Origin of the sequence: Aminobacter sp. MDW-2, assembly GCF_014250155.1 — a bacterium.
GTDB classification, from domain to species: domain Bacteria; phylum Pseudomonadota; class Alphaproteobacteria; order Rhizobiales; family Rhizobiaceae; genus Aminobacter; species Aminobacter ciceronei.
The window spans coordinates 4,275,741-4,291,578 of the sequence record NZ_CP060197.1 but is presented as its reverse complement, the minus strand read 5'-3'; the positions used below and the strand labels follow the sequence as shown (position 1 = coordinate 4,291,578).

The 15,838-nt window shown below is 63.2% G+C and carries 13 protein-coding genes; 7 read left to right on the top strand and 6 right to left on the bottom strand.

What is annotated here, in order from left to right:
• Positions 1–193: 193 nt before the first annotated feature.
• From guaB to H5P29_RS21215, 3 genes are all read left to right on the top strand, one after another.
• Entirely contained in the window at positions 194–1,696 is a 1,503-nt protein-coding gene (guaB, locus tag H5P29_RS21225; RefSeq protein ID WP_067963042.1) for an IMP dehydrogenase, read from the top strand.
• A 4-nt stretch (positions 1,697–1,700) separates the two neighbouring features.
• The gene (locus tag H5P29_RS21220; protein WP_067966717.1) at positions 1,701–2,276 is read left to right on the top strand and encodes a hypothetical protein; all 576 of its coding nucleotides are present in this window, start codon (positions 1,701–1,703) and stop codon (positions 2,274–2,276) included.
• A 326-nt stretch (positions 2,277–2,602) separates the two neighbouring features.
• Positions 2,603–3,022, top strand: coding sequence for an MAPEG family protein (locus H5P29_RS21215; protein WP_154385588.1), 420 nt, complete (start codon positions 2,603–2,605; stop codon positions 3,020–3,022).
• 18 nt (positions 3,023–3,040) lie between these two features.
• On the opposite strand, the gene rnd is transcribed toward H5P29_RS21215, so the two are convergent.
• Both rnd and H5P29_RS21205 read right to left on the bottom strand, forming a co-directional pair.
• Positions 3,041–4,198, bottom strand: coding sequence for a ribonuclease D (gene rnd, locus H5P29_RS21210; RefSeq protein WP_067963036.1), 1,158 nt, complete (start codon positions 4,196–4,198; stop codon positions 3,041–3,043).
• Positions 4,199–4,282: 84 nt separating this feature from the next.
• Complete coding sequence (locus H5P29_RS21205) at positions 4,283–5,527, bottom strand: MFS transporter (RefSeq protein ID WP_067963033.1); 1,245 nt, start codon at positions 5,525–5,527, stop codon at positions 4,283–4,285.
• 191 nt (positions 5,528–5,718) lie between these two features.
• Between H5P29_RS21205 and H5P29_RS21200 the strand changes: the two genes are divergently transcribed.
• Together H5P29_RS21200 and aspS are read left to right on the top strand one after the other, a co-directional pair.
• Entirely contained in the window at positions 5,719–6,135 is a 417-nt protein-coding gene (locus tag H5P29_RS21200) for an N-acetyltransferase (protein WP_067963030.1), read from the top strand.
• A 138-nt stretch (positions 6,136–6,273) separates the two neighbouring features.
• A complete protein-coding gene (aspS, locus tag H5P29_RS21195; protein ID WP_154385587.1) occupies positions 6,274–8,064 on the top strand; it encodes an aspartate--tRNA ligase in 1,791 nt (596 codons plus the stop codon).
• 212 nt (positions 8,065–8,276) lie between these two features.
• Here the strand turns inward: aspS and H5P29_RS21190 are convergent, their stop codons facing one another.
• Complete coding sequence (locus H5P29_RS21190) at positions 8,277–9,470, bottom strand: hypothetical protein (protein WP_067966715.1); 1,194 nt, start codon at positions 9,468–9,470, stop codon at positions 8,277–8,279.
• Positions 9,471–9,732: 262 nt separating this feature from the next.
• Here H5P29_RS21190 and parC point away from each other — a divergent pair, with 262 nt between their 5' ends.
• Positions 9,733–12,039 carry a DNA topoisomerase IV subunit A gene (gene parC / locus H5P29_RS21185; protein WP_154385585.1) on the top strand — a complete coding sequence of 769 codons (2,307 nt, stop codon included), beginning with the start codon at positions 9,733–9,735 and terminating at the stop codon, positions 12,037–12,039.
• 276 nt (positions 12,040–12,315) lie between these two features.
• Complete coding sequence (locus tag H5P29_RS21180) at positions 12,316–13,476, top strand: AI-2E family transporter (RefSeq protein ID WP_154385618.1); 1,161 nt, start codon at positions 12,316–12,318, stop codon at positions 13,474–13,476.
• A 43-nt stretch (positions 13,477–13,519) separates the two neighbouring features.
• On the opposite strand, the gene H5P29_RS21175 is transcribed toward H5P29_RS21180, so the two are convergent.
• The 3 genes from H5P29_RS21175 to H5P29_RS21165 form a co-directional block, all read right to left on the bottom strand.
• Complete coding sequence (locus H5P29_RS21175; protein ID WP_083948608.1) at positions 13,520–14,416, bottom strand: DMT family transporter; 897 nt, start codon at positions 14,414–14,416, stop codon at positions 13,520–13,522.
• Between the two features lie 52 nt (positions 14,417–14,468).
• The gene (locus H5P29_RS21170; RefSeq protein WP_067963014.1) at positions 14,469–15,224 is read right to left on the bottom strand and encodes an arginyltransferase; all 756 of its coding nucleotides are present in this window, start codon (positions 15,222–15,224) and stop codon (positions 14,469–14,471) included.
• A 140-nt stretch (positions 15,225–15,364) separates the two neighbouring features.
• Positions 15,365–15,835 carry an RDD family protein gene (locus tag H5P29_RS21165; protein WP_154385584.1) on the bottom strand — a complete coding sequence of 157 codons (471 nt, stop codon included), beginning with the start codon at positions 15,833–15,835 and terminating at the stop codon, positions 15,365–15,367.
• Between the last annotated feature and the right edge of the window lie 3 nt (positions 15,836–15,838).

The window sequence follows — 15,838 nt, the reverse complement described above, 5'->3', positions numbered from 1 at the left end:
TCGTCCTTGCCGCCATGTTTGTCGTGCCGGGCGCAAGCCGGCCGATCTGCGCGGCGTGCAATTGGCCGTCATCATGCGCTTTTCATCGCTTCGAAGACGTGGTACCAGCCACCGCCAATCCTGAAAGGGAAAAGACGAGTCGACGCTGCATACCAATGGTTCCAGCGTCCCTTCACGCATTCCGAGGTTGGCCATGGCAAAAATCATCGAATCCTCCACCGGCGCTCTGGCGCTGACCTTTGACGACGTGCTGCTGCAGCCCGGCCATTCCGAGGTCATGCCCGGCGAGACCGACATCAGCACCCGCATTGCCGGCGACATCGACCTCAACGTGCCGATCATTTCGGCGGCCATGGACACAGTGACCGAGGCGCGGCTGGCGATTGCCATGGCCCAGGCCGGCGGCATCGGCGTCATCCACCGCAACTTCACCCCGGTCGAACAGGCCGAGCAGGTCCGCCAGGTCAAGAAGTTCGAATCCGGCATGGTGGTCAATCCCGTCACCATCGGCCCGGATGCCACGCTGGCCGACGCGCTCACCTTGATGCGCACGCATGGCATTTCAGGCATTCCGGTCGTCGAGAATGGCGGCACCGGCGGTCACCAGACCGGCCGGCTGGTCGGCATCCTGACCAACCGCGACGTGCGTTTTGCCTCCGACCCGGCGCAGAAGGTCTACGAGCTGATGACCCGCGAGAACCTGATCACCGTCAAGGAGACGGTCGAGCAGGACGAAGCCAAGCGCCTGCTGCACCAGCACCGCATCGAAAAACTGCTCGTCGTCGACAAGCATGGCAATTGCGTCGGCCTCATCACCGTCAAGGATATGGAGAAGTCGCAGCTCAACCCGAACGCTTCCAAGGATGCGCAGGGACGCCTCAGGGCGGCAGCGGCCACCAGCGTCGGCGATGACGGCTTCGAGCGCGCCGAACGGCTGATCGATGCCGGCGTCGACCTGCTCGTCATCGACACAGCGCATGGCCATTCGCAGCGCGTGCTCGACGCAGTTGCCCGCGCCAAGAAGATTTCCAACTCGGTCCGCATCATGGCCGGCAACGTCGCCACCGCCGACGGCGCCCAGGCGCTGATCGATGCAGGTGCCGACGCCGTCAAGGTCGGTATCGGACCAGGCTCGATCTGCACCACGCGCATCGTCGCAGGCGTCGGCGTGCCGCAGCTTTCGGCCATCATGTCGGCCGTCGAGGCTGCCCAGAAGTCCGGCGTCACCGTCATTGCCGACGGCGGCATCAAATATTCGGGCGATCTGGCCAAGGCGCTTGCCGCTGGCGCCGGCGCTGCGATGATCGGCTCGCTGCTTGCCGGCACCGAGGAAAGCCCGGGCGAGGTCTATCTGCACCAGGGCCGCTCGTTCAAGGCCTATCGCGGCATGGGCTCGGTGGGCGCCATGGCGCGCGGCTCGGCCGACCGCTACTTCCAGGCCGAGGTGCGCGACACGCTCAAGCTGGTGCCTGAGGGCATCGAGGGCCAGGTGCCCTACAAGGGCCCGGTCGGCGGTGTGCTGCACCAGCTCGCCGGCGGCCTCAAGGCTGCCATGGGTTATGTCGGCGGTCGCACCCTGGCCGATTTCCGCGAGCGCGCCACCTTCGTGCGGATCTCCAACGCCGGCCTGCGCGAGAGCCACGCGCATGACGTGACCATCACCCGCGAAAGCCCGAACTATCCGGGCGGCATGTGATTTGATGGTGCTGCGGCTGCGGCGCCACGCGGCCGCATTATGTGTCGCCACGGCGGCGGTCTTCGCCGCCATGACGATGCTGGAGTTCCTCTATTTCCGCAGCCTGAGCGGCGGCCTGCCGTCGCTCGACCTGCGTTTTCTCGGTTTCTCCGAGGCCGAGGGTTTTGCCTGGATCGCGGCCATGGGGCGGCCGGGTGCCGAGATCATTCTCGTCTGGCACTATCTGACCTTCGATCTGATCTTCCCGGCACTGCTGTCAGCCACTTTGGTCAGCCTGATGCTGAAATCAGGCGAGCGTCTCAAGCGTTTTTCGAGCTTGTCCGAAACCATGCGCTCGGTCACGGCTTTGACCCTGGTGCTGCCCTATATGATATCAGACTATGCCCAGAACATCGTCGTTGCGCGCATCCTGTCCGACCCGGCATCGGCCGGCTCAAGGTCGATGTCGCTGGCCTCGGCGCTTGTCGTGACCAAGTTCGCATTTCTGGCGGTGCCGGTTGTCGTCATCGCTGCCTTTGCCCTGGCGGCGAAGCGCAACCGATCAAATTCGGCCGACGTTGGAAGCCACAGGGCTGGCTGACAGGCTTAGAGCCGTATCGAGCATTTCTGTTTCTTCTCGGATTCGACCGGCTCGGAGACTCGGTAGCGGGCGAGCAAGCCGTGACGTGCCTTTGCCCCCGGCGGTTCGTGGCCGTCAATCCTCGCGTATCGTGCGTTCGTGGGGCTGGATGACCGAAAGGGCCGGCTGAAAGCGATTGGCGGTTGCGGGAAGCATCATGTTTGGCCGATCATGGGACTGTGCTTTTCGTCCCTAGTCTCGTCCGCGCCAGTGAATTCTCCGTTAATCAAGATGAAGTGTTGTGACGGATATTCTTGTGATTATCTGCTTTTATTCAGGGGATGCTTATGAACCAGGCCACGATTTTCTGGCCCATGCTTGCCCAGGTCCTGCTGGTCTACATCGTCTATGCCGTACTTTCGGCCAGGCGCAGGAATGCTGTCCGGTCCGGCGAAGCGCGGATCAATCAGTTCAAGACGCGGTCCACCGAACCTGAATCCAGCGTCACCGCCGCCAACAACATCATCAACCAGTTCGAACTGCCGGTGCTGCTCTACGCCGCCTGCCTGTCGCTCTATGTGACGTCGGGCGTTTCATATGTGGCGCTGTTGCTGGCCTGGCTGTTCGTGGCGTCGCGCTATGCGCATGCCTGGTTCCACCTGACCGCCAACAGGGTCAAGTATCGCAGCAGGGCCTTCATTCTTGGCGCGCTGCTTCTCGCGCTGATCTGGATCTGGTTTGCGCTGCACCTTGCCGGCGCGGTCTGACCGCGCCGAACAGGCCGTTCAGCTGTTGACCTCGAACACCGAGATCCGGCGCTTGTCGAAGCGGATGGCCAGTTCACCGCGCACCAGCTTCAGTGCTGCATCGCCGAACACCGAACGGCGCCAGCCCTGCAGGGCAGGGACGTCGGCAGCTTCGCCTTCTGCGGCGATACGGTCGATATCGTCGCCCGAAGCGAGCACCTTGGGGGCAACGCCTTCCTTCTCCGAGACGAGCCGCAGCAGGACCTTGAGCAGCTCGGAGGCGGCACTGGAGCCCTCCGGCGGCTGGAATGTCTTGGGCAGCTTGGGCATCTGGTCGCGCGGAATTTCGAGCGCCGCGTTGACGACGGTGAGCAGCGCCGTCGCCGACGACGAACGTTCCCAGCCCTTGGGCGTGGTGCGCAGTCGGGCAAGTGCGGTTGCATCGCGCGGCGCCTGCTGGGCGACTTCGTAGATCGCGTCGTCCTTGAGCACGCGGCCGCGCGGCACGTTGCGCTCGCGCGCCTCGCGCTCACGCCAGGCAGCCACTGCCTGCACGATGGCCAGTTCCTGCGGCTTGCGCAGCCGCATCTTAAGCCGCTTCCAGGCGTCCTCGGGATGCGGGTCGTAGGTCTCGCGTGAGGTCAGGACCTCCATCTCTTCATTGAGCCAGTGGGCGCGATTCTCGCGCTCGAGCTCGGTGACGAGATGCTTGTAGACGTCGATCAGGTGGGTGACGTCGGCCAGCGCGTAGTCGAGCTGCTTTTCCGACAGCGGGCGGTGGCGCCAGTCGGTGAAGCGCGATGACTTGTCGATGCGTCCGCCGGTGATCTTCTGCACGATCTGCTCGTAGGAGACGCTGTCGCCGAAGCCGCAGACCATGGCCGCGACCTGGGTGTCGAACACCGGGTGCGGGATCAGTGCGCCGAGATGGAAGATGATTTCGATGTCCTGGCGGGCGGCATGGAAAACCTTGGTCACCGCCTCATTGGCCATCAGCCGGAAGAATGGCTTGAGGTCGAGGTCGGGCGCCAGGGGATCGACCAGTGCGGAAACGCCGGGCGCTGCCATCTGGATCAGGCAGAGCTCGGGCCAGAAAGTGGTTTCGCGAATGAACTCGGTGTCTACCGTGACGAAGTTGGACTTTTCGAGAGCGGCTATGACGGTTTCGAGTTCGTCCTGGGTCGTTATTACATGCATAATATTGCTTTTATCAGAACGCGTTGTCTTTCCATTTCAGCCGAGCGCCCTTTCGTCAAGCACTTGCACGTCCGATCACGGAGTCTAGCCCTCATCGCTGCCGTTTGCAGCGCTGTTTCGGCCTGCAAGCCGGGCAAAGATCGGGGACGTCCTCAACAGGGCGATGAAGCGTCCGCGGTGGCCGGCCGGCACCGGCGATCGCGAGCCCATGCGGTAGATGATGACGGCGACGAACACGACATAGACGGCCGCACTGAAGCTGAACAGCGAATGCGGGCCGAACTTTTCCATCACCAGTGAGGCGACGAAGGGGCCGGCGATGGCACCGACGGAATAGAACAGCATCAGTGCCGCGTTGATCAGCACGAATTCGCCTTTTTCGGCGCGGTCGTTGGCATGTGCTGCCGACAGCGAATAGAGCGGCATGGCGAACGATCCGAAGATGAAGACGAAGACGAAGTTGGCCAGCGGCGAATTGCCGGCGAGGAAGACCAGCATCAGCGCGGAGGCCATGGCGCCGGCAGTGGTGACGAGCAGCACCTTGCGACGGTCCCACAAGTCGGACATGTAGCCGAGCGGGTACTGGACCAGCGCGCCGCCGATGATGCCGACACTGACGAAGGTGACGACGTCGGTCACCGACAGGCCGATCTGCTCGGCATAGATCGGGCTCAGCGTGCGGAAGGCGCTGTTGGTGACGCCGACGAAGATGCAGCCGATGCTGCCGAGTGGCGAAATCTGCCAGGCGCGTTTGAGGTCGAGCTTGACGTCTTCGGGCGGTGTCGGATTGGAGCGGTCGCCCAGCGAGACCGGCACCAACGACAGTGTGATCATGATCGACATGATGGCGAAGATGGTGAAGCCGCCGGCGCCGAAGACCGGGATCATGAACTGCGCGCCAGTCACCGAGCCGATGTCGATGATGCGGTAGATCGCCAGGATTCGGGCGCGGTCGTGGTTGGAGACGCCTGAATTGAGCCAGCTCTCCATGACCGTGAACAGTCCGGCGAAGCAGAAGCCGGTGGCAAAGCGGATCACTGACCACATCACCGGGTCGATGACGAGAACCAAAGTCAGCGTTGCCGAGGCGGCGATGGCGGCGAGTGCCGCGAAAGCCCGGACGTGGCCGACGGCCTTCATGATGCGTGAGATGAACAGGCAGCCGAGCAGGAACCCGACGAAATAGCAGGTCCCCATCAGGCCGATGGTCGAGGCAGTAAATCCCTCCTGTGCGCCGCGCAGCGCAATCAAGGTGCTTTGCAGGCCGTTGCCGCCCAACAGGATGCCGGCGGTGATCAGGAGCGGGATGAGGGGGCGTATGGAGGACATCAGGCAACGCAGTACAAAAGCTGAGGTGGCTACAGTTTGCCCGATCGGTCAATGCCGGACAGCCGCTGGTGCGACATATTCCGTCGACTGCGCCAACGTCGCTGCCGCGGCAGCGTCTAGCGTGCGCGCGGCCCGGTTCATCCCTGACAAGTGGACCGCTGGCTGGATTGTGAGGGACAGACGAGGCCGCGATGACGACATTGACAGTGAGCACCAGCATCGACGAGGAAACGGCCCGCTTCATCGGCGAGGGGCTGAACGCCTATAATTTCGACACCGCCGGTCCGCACAACGACCAGGATCTCTGGATCGTCTCCCATGGCAAGGATGGCTCGGTCGCCGGCGGCCTCAAAGGGTCGTCCGAATACACCTGGCTGTTCGTCGAATGGCTGTGGATCAGCAGCGCTCATCGCGGCGAGGGCCTTGGCCAGCGGCTGATTGCCCGGGCCGAGGAGGTGGCACGGCAGCGCGGCTGCATCGGCGTTCACCTCGATTCGTATACGTTCCAGGCGCCGGAGTTCTACAAGCGATTGGGATATGAAGAGTTCGGCCGCATCGACGATTACCCGGCCGGACATTCCAGGGTTTGGCTGAAGAAGCGGTTTTGACCCTGCGCCTGAGCGGTCTTAAAACCGCTTTACCTTGACAAAACCGGGCACCCATGCGCTTTTCGCGCCAAATTTTAGGCCCGGGCGCAGCTGTCGCCCCGGCGTGACGTCCAAACAGCCTGAACCGGAAAATTTGCCATGCATCGTTACCGCAGCCACACCTGCGCTCAATTGAGGAAATCCGACGTCGGCGCCGCCGTTCGCCTGTCCGGCTGGGTGCATCGCGTGCGAGATCACGGCGGCCTGCTGTTCATCGACCTGCGCGACCATTACGGCCTGACCCAGATCGTCGCCGATCCCGATTCGCCCGCCTTCAAGGCCGCCGAAACGGTGCGCGGCGAGTGGGTCATCCGCGTCGACGGCGAGGTCAAGGCGCGCATGGCGGAAGCCGTCAACGGCAACCTGCCGACCGGCGAGATCGAAGTCTTTGCCCAGGAAATCGAGGTTCTGTCGGCCTCCAAGGAATTGCCGCTGCCGGTGTTCGGCGAGCCGGACTATCCAGAAGACATTCGCTTGAAGTACCGCTTCCTCGATCTGCGCCGCGAAACGCTGCACAAGAACATCGTCGCCCGTACCAAGATCATCGCCGAAATGCGCAACCGCATGACCGGCGAGGGTTTCACTGAATATTCGACGCCGATCCTGACGGCCTCGTCGCCGGAAGGCGCGCGCGACTTCCTGGTGCCGTCGCGCATCCATCCCGGCAAGTTCTTCGCGCTGCCGCAGGCGCCGCAGCAGTACAAGCAGCTGCTGATGGTCGCCGGCTTCGACCGGTACTTCCAGATCGCGCCCTGCTTCCGCGACGAAGACCCGCGCGCTGACCGCCTGCCGGGCGAATTCTACCAGCTCGACCTCGAAATGAGCTTCGTGACCCAGGAAGACGTCTGGAACACGATGGAACCGGTGATGCGCGGCGTGTTCGAGAAGTTTGCCGACGGCAAGCCGGTCACTCAACAGTTCCGCCGCATTCCCTATGACACCGCGCTGCGCACCTACGGCACCGATAAGCCCGACCTGCGCAACCCGATCGAGATCCAGGAAGTCACCAGCCATTTCGACGGCTCCGGCTTCAAGGTGTTCGCCGGCATGATCGCCTCGAACCCGAAGGTCGAGGTCTGGGCGATCCCGGCCAGGACAGGCGGCAGCCGCGCCTTCTGCGACCGCATGAACTCGTGGGCGCAGGGCGAGGGCCAGCCGGGTCTCGGCTACATCTTCTGGCGCAAGGAAGGCGACAAGCTCGAAGGCGCCGGCCCGATCGCCAAGAACATCGGCGAGGAGCGCACCGAAGCCATCCGCCAGCAGCTTGGCCTGTCCGACGGCGATGCTGCCTTCTTCGTCGCCGGCGATCCCAAGAAGTTCGTCTCGTTTGCTGGTGCTGCCCGCACCCGCGCCGGCGAGGAGCTGAACCTCGTCGACCGCGATCGCTTCGAGCTGTGCTGGATCATCGACTTCCCGTTCTACGAATGGCTGGAAGAAGAAAAGAAGATCGATTTCGCCCATAACCCGTTCTCGATGCCGCAGGGCGGCCTGGATGCTCTGAACAACCAGGATCCGCTGACCATCAAGGCCTACCAGTACGACATGGTCTGCAACGGCTTCGAAATCGCCTCCGGTTCGATCCGCAACCAGCTGCCCGAGCTGATGGTCAAGGCGTTCGAGCTGACCGGCAAGACGCGCGAGGAGGTCGAGGAGCAGTTCGGCGGCCTCTACCGCGCCTTCCAGTACGGTGCCCCGCCGCATGGCGGCATGGCTGCCGGCGTCGACCGCGTCATCATGCTGCTCGTCGGCGCCAAGAACCTGCGTGAAGTGACTTTGTTCCCGATGAACCAGCAGGCGCAGGATCTGTTGATGAACGCGCCGTCGGAAGCCGCCCCGCAGCAGCTGCGCGAGCTGTCGCTGCGTGTCGCGGTGGCCAAGAAAGAGGCTTAGGCGATCCGCGCAAGCGACTCTTTTGACTCGACAAACAAGCCCGGCATCGCTGCCGGGCTTTTACGTTTCGAGTTGTGGCGACCGGGTCAATGCTGATTTGCTGCCGCAACCAAGAACGAAATTCAGGCGATCTGCGCAAGCGACGCTTTCGGCTCAACAAAAAAGCCCGGCATCGCTGCCGGGCTTTTGCGTTTCTGATGTCGCGGCCAGGATCAGTCCTGGTTTGCGGTCACCGTCAGGCCGAGCGTCTTGGGCAGGTCCTTGGGGTTCGACATGCCGCTTGCGGCGAGCAGGGCGAACGGGACCGGCGAGGCTGGCTTGGCGGCGATCTCGATCGACTTGGGCGCGTCGAGATAGGCGGTGACGGCCGCCGTCACCTGGGTCGACAGCTCCGGATTGTTCAGTTCCATCATCAGGAACGGCACGATCGCCTTGGCCTGGTTGGCAATGTCCTTGGCCGTCATGTTCTGCTGCTTGGCGACGTATTCGAGAACCTTGTTGGTCACCGAATCGTCGTCGAAGCGCACGGTTGCGCCATTGAAGGTCAGCTGCTGCATCAGGCCGAGCATGGCCATGCCCTGGGCCGAGTTGTCGGCGCCTTCCGGCTGGGCGGCCATCTTCTTCTGCAGTTCCTGCACCGACTTCAGGAATTCCACGGTGTAGCCGCCGAGGTCGAAGGTCATGCCGAGCGTGCCGGCATTGTCGACGGTGATGTCGTAGCTCGACAGTGCCATGCGGCCGTCTGTTGGCTGCCAGGTGCCTTCCATCTGGAAGTCGCCCGAGATGTTCTGGTAGCCGAGCGCCTCGATCGCAGCCTTCGACTGCGGGTCTTCCACCAGGGTCAGGTCGGCGGTGAACTTTTCGGCCGAACCGGTGAACTCCATGGCGTTGCCGTCGGCCGGAGGCGTCACCTCGGCTGCGAAATTGGTCATCTGGAAGGCCTGCTTGTCGCCGACCTTGACGCTGACAGTGTCGAGATTGGCGGTCTCATACATCAGGAACGAGGCCAGGATGTCGGTCGAGTCGGTGGCCGGCAGCGTGACGTTGCCGAGCGTCAGCGGGCTGACCTCGACCTTGGTCGGGCCTTCGTTGAGGCTGTAGGGCTCGGTGGTGATCGTTTCGATCTTGAAGCCGCGATTCTCCTCGGTGATGCCGCTGAGCGTGAGCTTGCCGATCGACAGCGGCTTGCCTTCGCCGTCCATGGCGATGGTCGCACCTTCGATGACCGCTTCGGACGCGTCGCCGGTGACGCTGCTCCAGCCAAGCGTCAGGCTCTGGCCGGCCAGCACCGACTTGAGCCGCTCGGCGACAGCGGTGGCATCCTGGGCCATCGCTGCATTGAGCGGAAGCGAGAACAGGAAGGTCGTGAGTGCGAGCTTGCGGAATGCAGAGCGGTGTTGCGTCATCATAGATCCCTGAGACTTTGAAATGATTCAGCCTTACGTCAGCCACGAACTGGACCGGAAGAAGGCGACGTAACGACAATGGCCGCAATTCGATCCAAAAGGCAATCACCGCAGTGCAACACGCGCAAAAATGGTGAATGACCCCCTGATCGCGTGATTGCTACTTTAGCGAGCGGGCAGATTTGTCGCACTCCGACGCCGACGGCTCTTGCATTTGGCGATAAGGCTTGTCGCGAATCGCCCGTTCCGCTAGTCCCAAACCATGGGAAAAGGGCTTGTGCCGCCCGGAAACGGTGGCGGCGACAATATTGAACCGGTCGATCTGAAGAAGGCGCTCGAAGAGCGCTATCTTGCCTATGCGCTGTCGACCATCATGCACCGGGCACTGCCTGACGTTCGCGACGGACTGAAACCGGTACATCGCCGCATCATGCACGCCATGCGGCTGCTCAGGCTCAATCCCGACCAGGGATTCGCCAAATGTGCCCGCATCGTCGGCGAGGTCATGGGCAAGTTCCACCCGCATGGCGACCAGTCGATCTATGACGCGCTGGTGCGCCTGGCACAGGATTTTTCGGTCCGCTACCCGCTCATCGACGGCCAGGGCAATTTCGGCAACATCGACGGCGATAGTGCTGCCGCGATGCGCTATACCGAAGCGCGCATGACCGATGTGTCGGTGTCGCTGCTCGAAGGCATCACCGAGGACGCCGTCGACTATCGCCTTACCTATAACGAAGAAGACGAAGAACCCGTCGTCCTGCCGGGCGCGTTTCCGAACCTTCTCGCCAACGGCTCGTCCGGCATCGCCGTCGGCATGGCGACGTCGATCCCGCCGCACAACGCAGCCGAGCTGTGCAGTGCCGCCCTTCACCTGATCGACAATCCCGATGCCTCGGTCACCGACCTGATGACCTCGCCGGGCGAGTGGGAGCGTATCAAGGACGATGCGGAGCTGCGTTTCGCCTGCAAGGTGCGTGGGCCCGATTTTCCCACCGGCGGCAGCATCGACGACGACTGGGCGGCGATCGTCAACGCCTATGAGACCGGACGCGGCGGCTTCCGCGTGCGCGCGACGTGGAAGCAGGAAGACCAGGGCAGGGGCACCTGGAACCTTGTCGTCACCGAGATCCCCTACGGCGTCCAGAAGGCGCGTCTGATCGAGAAGATCGCCGAGCTTCTGATCGCCCGCAAATTGCCACTGCTCGAAGACATCCGCGACGAGTCGGCAGAAGACATCCGTGTCGTCCTGGTGCCCAAGAGCCGCACCGTCGATCCGGGCCTGCTGATGGAATCGCTCTACAAGCTCACCGAGCTCGAAAGCCGCTTCCCGCTCAACATGAACGTGCTGTCGCGCGGCAAGGTGCCGAACGTGCTGTCGCTGAAGAGCGTCTTGCGCGAATGGCTCGACCACAGGCGCGAGGTGCTCGTCCGCCGCTCGAAGTTCCGCCTCGGCGAGATCGAAAAGCGCCTCGAGATTCTCGGCGGCTATCTGATCGCCTACCTCAACATCGACGAGGTGATCCGCATCATCCGCGAGGAGGATGAGCCGAAGCGCACGATGATGGCGCGCTGGGACCTGACCGACAATCAGGCTGAAGCCATCCTCAACATGCGCCTCAGGGCGCTGCGCAAGCTCGAGGAATTCGAGATCCGCAAGGAGCATGACGCGCTCAGCACTGAGAAGAAGCAGATCGAGGCGCTCTTGGCGTCCGATGCCAAGCAGTGGGCGACGATCAAGTGGGAAGTAGGCGAGGTCCGCAAGCATTACGGTCCCGAGACCGAGCTGGGCAAGCGCCGTACCGTTTTTGCCGAAGCGCCGGACCATGACCTGACCGACATCCACCACGCCATGATCGAGAAGGAGCCGGTAACGGTCGTCGTCTCGGAAAAGGGCTGGCTGCGCGCGATGAAGGGGCATCTGGCCGACTATTCCCAGCTCACCTTCAAGGAGGGCGACAGCCTCAAGCTGGCGTTCCCGGCCCAGACCACCGACAAGATCCTGGTCTTCACCACGGGCGGCAAGTTCTACACCATCGGCGCTGACCGTCTGCCAGGCGGGCGCGGCCATGGCGAGCCGATCCGCATCATCGTCGACATGGACAACGACCAGGACATCGTCACCGCCTTCGTCCACGAGCCCAAGCGCAAGCTCCTGCTGGTCAGCCATGAAGGCAACGGCTTCACCGTGCCCGAGGAAGAGGTCATCGCCAACACCCGCAAGGGCAAGCAGGTGATGAACGTCAAGGCGCCCGACGAAGCCAAGCGCTGCATCCCGCTGACTGGCGATCATCTCGCAATCGTCGGCGAGAACCGCAAGATGCTGGTGTTCCCGCTCGAGCAGATCCCCGAGATGACGCGTGGCAAGGGCGTCAGGCTCCAGAAGTACAAGGACGGCGGCGTGCTCGACGTGAAGACCTTCACGATGGAGGCCGGCCTGAGCTGGCTGGATTCGGCGGAGCGCACCTTCACCCGGTCGCGCGAGGAACTGCTCGAGTGGATTGGCACCCGCGCCACCTCCGGACGCATGGTCCCCAAGGGCTTTCCGCGCACCGGCCGCTTCGGCTAGCGCAAGTCCTGGGGAAACCGTGCCGCGGGTTTCCCGGGAATTGCGCAAGGACAAGAAATCCGGAATGAGGGCCGGAATGAGGGAATGAACGCGTGCGGTGCGGCAAAGTTTTCGTGCGCGGCACCGCATTAGCCTCTATGATCTCCCCACCGGCGCCGAACCGCGCGCCGGGCATCAATCGGGTCCACTTCAGGGCCGAGGAGATCCAGGCTCTTGAACGTGACCAATCCCCGTAAGCCGGAGCGAGAGCAGAGGCTGTTCGGCCCGGCCCAGCCGATGCGTGCCGCTTTGGTGCCGCCGCTTTCGGCGGCGCGCTGGCTGCTCGTGCTGATCGTCGCGGCGGGTATCTATTTCTTCCATGGCTTCCTGGTGCCGGTGCTGGCAGCGCTCGTCATTGCCTTCGCCAGCTGGCCGCTCTACCGCAGGCTGCTCGTCGCCGTCGACGGCAACAGGACCATTGGCGCCACGCTTGCGCTGCTGTTCATCATCGCCTTCCTCGTCGTGCCGATCTCATTTGCTGCGACCTACGCCGTCAACGAAATCCGCGACTGGGTTGGCTGGGCTGTCGAAACCAATCGTCACGGCGCGACGACGCCGCAATGGATCAACAACCTGCCGGTTGTCGGCGAGTGGCTGAACGAGCAATGGACGCGTTATGTCGGCCATCCCGGCGCCATCGGCGAACTGGCCCAACTGCTCAGCGGCGCCAACATCGGCAGCATCTATCGCGGCGTGCTTGCTGCCGGCGGCAGCGCCTTCGGCATCCTCTTGACGCTGCTGTTCATGCTGATCGCTTTGTTCTTCACCTATCGCGACGGTGAAACCTTCGTCGGCCAACTCGACCGGCTCGGCGAGCGCATCCTGCCGATGCGCTGGGAGCGCATTTCGCGCGTCGTGCCCAAGACCATCAGCGCCACCGTCACCGGCATGACGCTGATCGCCATCGGCGAGGGTGTGGTGCTGGGCCTTGCCTATTGGGTGGCCGGCGTGCCGTCGCCGGTGACGCTCGGCGTGCTCACCGGCTTCATGGCGCTGATCCCCGGCGGCGCGCCTTTGTCGTTCACCCTCGTCTCGGTCTATCTGGTTGCCAGCGGCTCGCCGATTGCCGGTGTCGCGCTGTTTGCCTGGGGCTCGATCGAGCTGTTCATCGTCGACAAGACGCTGCGTCCCAAGCTTGTCGGCGGGCCGATCAAGCTGCCGTTCCTGCCCACCTTTTTCGGCCTCATCGGCGGCGTCAAGACGATGGGCTTTCTCGGGCTGTTCATCGGCCCGGTGCTGATGGCGCTGCTTGTCGCGATCTGGCGCGAATGGCTGCGCGAGGTCGAGCTGACCGACGAAGCGGCGATGCTGGCCGCAGCCAACGCCTTGCCTGAGAGCGACACGCCGCGCAGCATCGAGGCGATCCGCAACGACGTGCCGACCAATCAGGCCGGCTAGGGGCGGGCAGTTCTTGCGGTCCCGGTATTGAAGGGCCGGCTGGCTACGCCAGCTGTCGTGCCAGGCTCGCCCGGCGCCTGCGCCCCTCGGACAATTGCCAGGCCGAGTGGGCGATCAGCGTGATGATCAGGATCGCCCCGCCGATCAGGCTGTTGCGGGTCGGCACCTCGGCGAAGATCATCCACACCCAGATCGGCGCCATGACCGTCTCGAGCAGGTAGAACATCGCAACCTCCGGCCCGGAAATGTATTTCGGGCCGTTGGCGAGGCAGAAGAACGAGATCGGCATGATCACCGCGCCGTTGAAGATGATCCACCACGGTGCATCGACCCTGAAGCCGGTCTTGGATACCATATAGGCCGCCACCAGCCCCGGCAGCAGCACGCCGACAAGCGCGGTAAAACCCATGTCCTTGCCGCTGGAGCGGGAGATGGTGATGGCCGAGGCGATGCAGAAGGCCGAACACACCGCCATCAGGTCGCCGAACAGGTGGCCGGTGCCGATCGAGCTGCCGACGATGATCGACACCCCGCCGACCATCGCCAGCATGGCCAGCAGCGTTGCCGGCCGCGGCCTTTCCCGCAGAAACATCCACGACAGCACGGCGGCAAATACCGTGTTGAAGGCGAGGATGAACACCAGATTGGCGGTCGAGGTGTTGTAGACGGCGGTGATGAAGGTGATCGAGCCGATGCCGTAGAGGCCGGCGACGAGGAGGCCGGCGCGGCCCGGGATGAGCTGCGGCGCCTTTGGGCTCAGCGCGCGCCAGACCAGCCAGATGATGATGGCGGCGATGAAGGTCGTGCCGCTGCGCATCAGCAGGATCGACCAGTTGTTGCCGTCGGCGAGCTTGATCAGCGGGATGTCGACGGTCAGCGCCAGTCCGCCGATGCCGGTCAGCAGCAGTCCCTTGGAGTGGTTCGATTGGGTGTCCGCCACTGTTTTCCCCTGCCAGATGGTCGACGGCAGCGTGGAAACGGGCCGGACGTGCTCAGATGTCGCCTTCGAAGCGCTCCCAGCCCTTCATGCCGAGATGCTCCTGAGGTGTGAAGCGCACCTTATAGTTCATCTTGCGCGAACCGTTGACCCAGTAGCCCAGATAGACGTGGGGCAGGCCCATGGCGCGCGCGCGGGCAATATGATCGAGGATCATGAAGGTGCCAAGCGAGCGTTCGTCCATTTCCGGATTGTAGTAGGAATAGACCATCGACAGGCCGTCCGACATCTGGTCGGTCAATGCCACTGCCATCAGCTCGCCCTGGCCCTGGCCGGTGATGAAGGTATCGGGGCCGCGGCGGCGATATTCGATCACCTTGGTGGTGACATGGGTGTCCTCGACCATCATGGCATAGTCGAGCACCGTCATGTCGGACATGCCGCCCCTGCGGTGGCGGGCATCGAGATAGGAACGGAACAGCGAATATTGCTCGGTCGAGGGTTCGGCGTCGTGCATCGCCCCGACGAGGTCGGAGTTGCGTTCGATCACCCGGCGCATGTTGCGCGTGGCCTTGAATTCCTGAGCCAGGATGCGGACCGAGACGCAGGCGCGGCAGGTCTCGCAGGCCGGGCGATAGGCGATGTTCTGCGAGCGGCGGAAGCCGCCTTGCGTCAGCAGGTCGTTCATCTCGGGCGCCTTGTCACCGACGAGATGGGTAAAGACCTTCCGCTCGAATTGCCCCTCGAGATAGGGGCAGGGGGACGGCGCCGTCAGGAAGAACTGAGGGGAATGGGTCGGATGCTGCGTCATCGAGCGTCAGGAAGACTCCCAATCAATGTTCCCTAGCTTGGCGCTGCCGGCGAAAAATTCAACATGAATGTGAAGGCAGGCCCAATCTTTGCCTTCACATTTTGGCGCAAGTGCCGGTTTTGACTCGCCGAATGGCCATTTTAGCTGTCGCTGCGGCTGACCACCGTGCCGAGCAGCAGGTCATGCAGCGTGCGCTTGCGGTCGGAAAACAGCGACACCAGGAGCACCAGCGGCGTCAGAACGACATTGCCGGCCCAGAACAGCACCGAGTGAACCACCGCCAGAAGGCCGTCGATCGGCCTGCCGTCGAGGCGGTCGAGCCGGATGCCCATCATGCGCATGCCTGTGGTGGCCTGGTTCGGGCCGCCGAGCGTCATCCAGATGTAGATGAGGGCCACAGCCGGAAACAGGATGCCGAACAGCGCCCAGCCGAGGCCGAGCGTCAGCACGCCAAGAAAGAAGATGACGATGGCAAAGGGGATCATCAGGAGACCGACGATCAGATAGTCGACCAGGAACGCCAGGATGCGGCGGGTGCGCACGCCGTCATAGGCGCGGCTGTCGTCGAGCCTGCTGTTGATGATTTCACCGTCCAGAACGCGTGCGGTCATGAC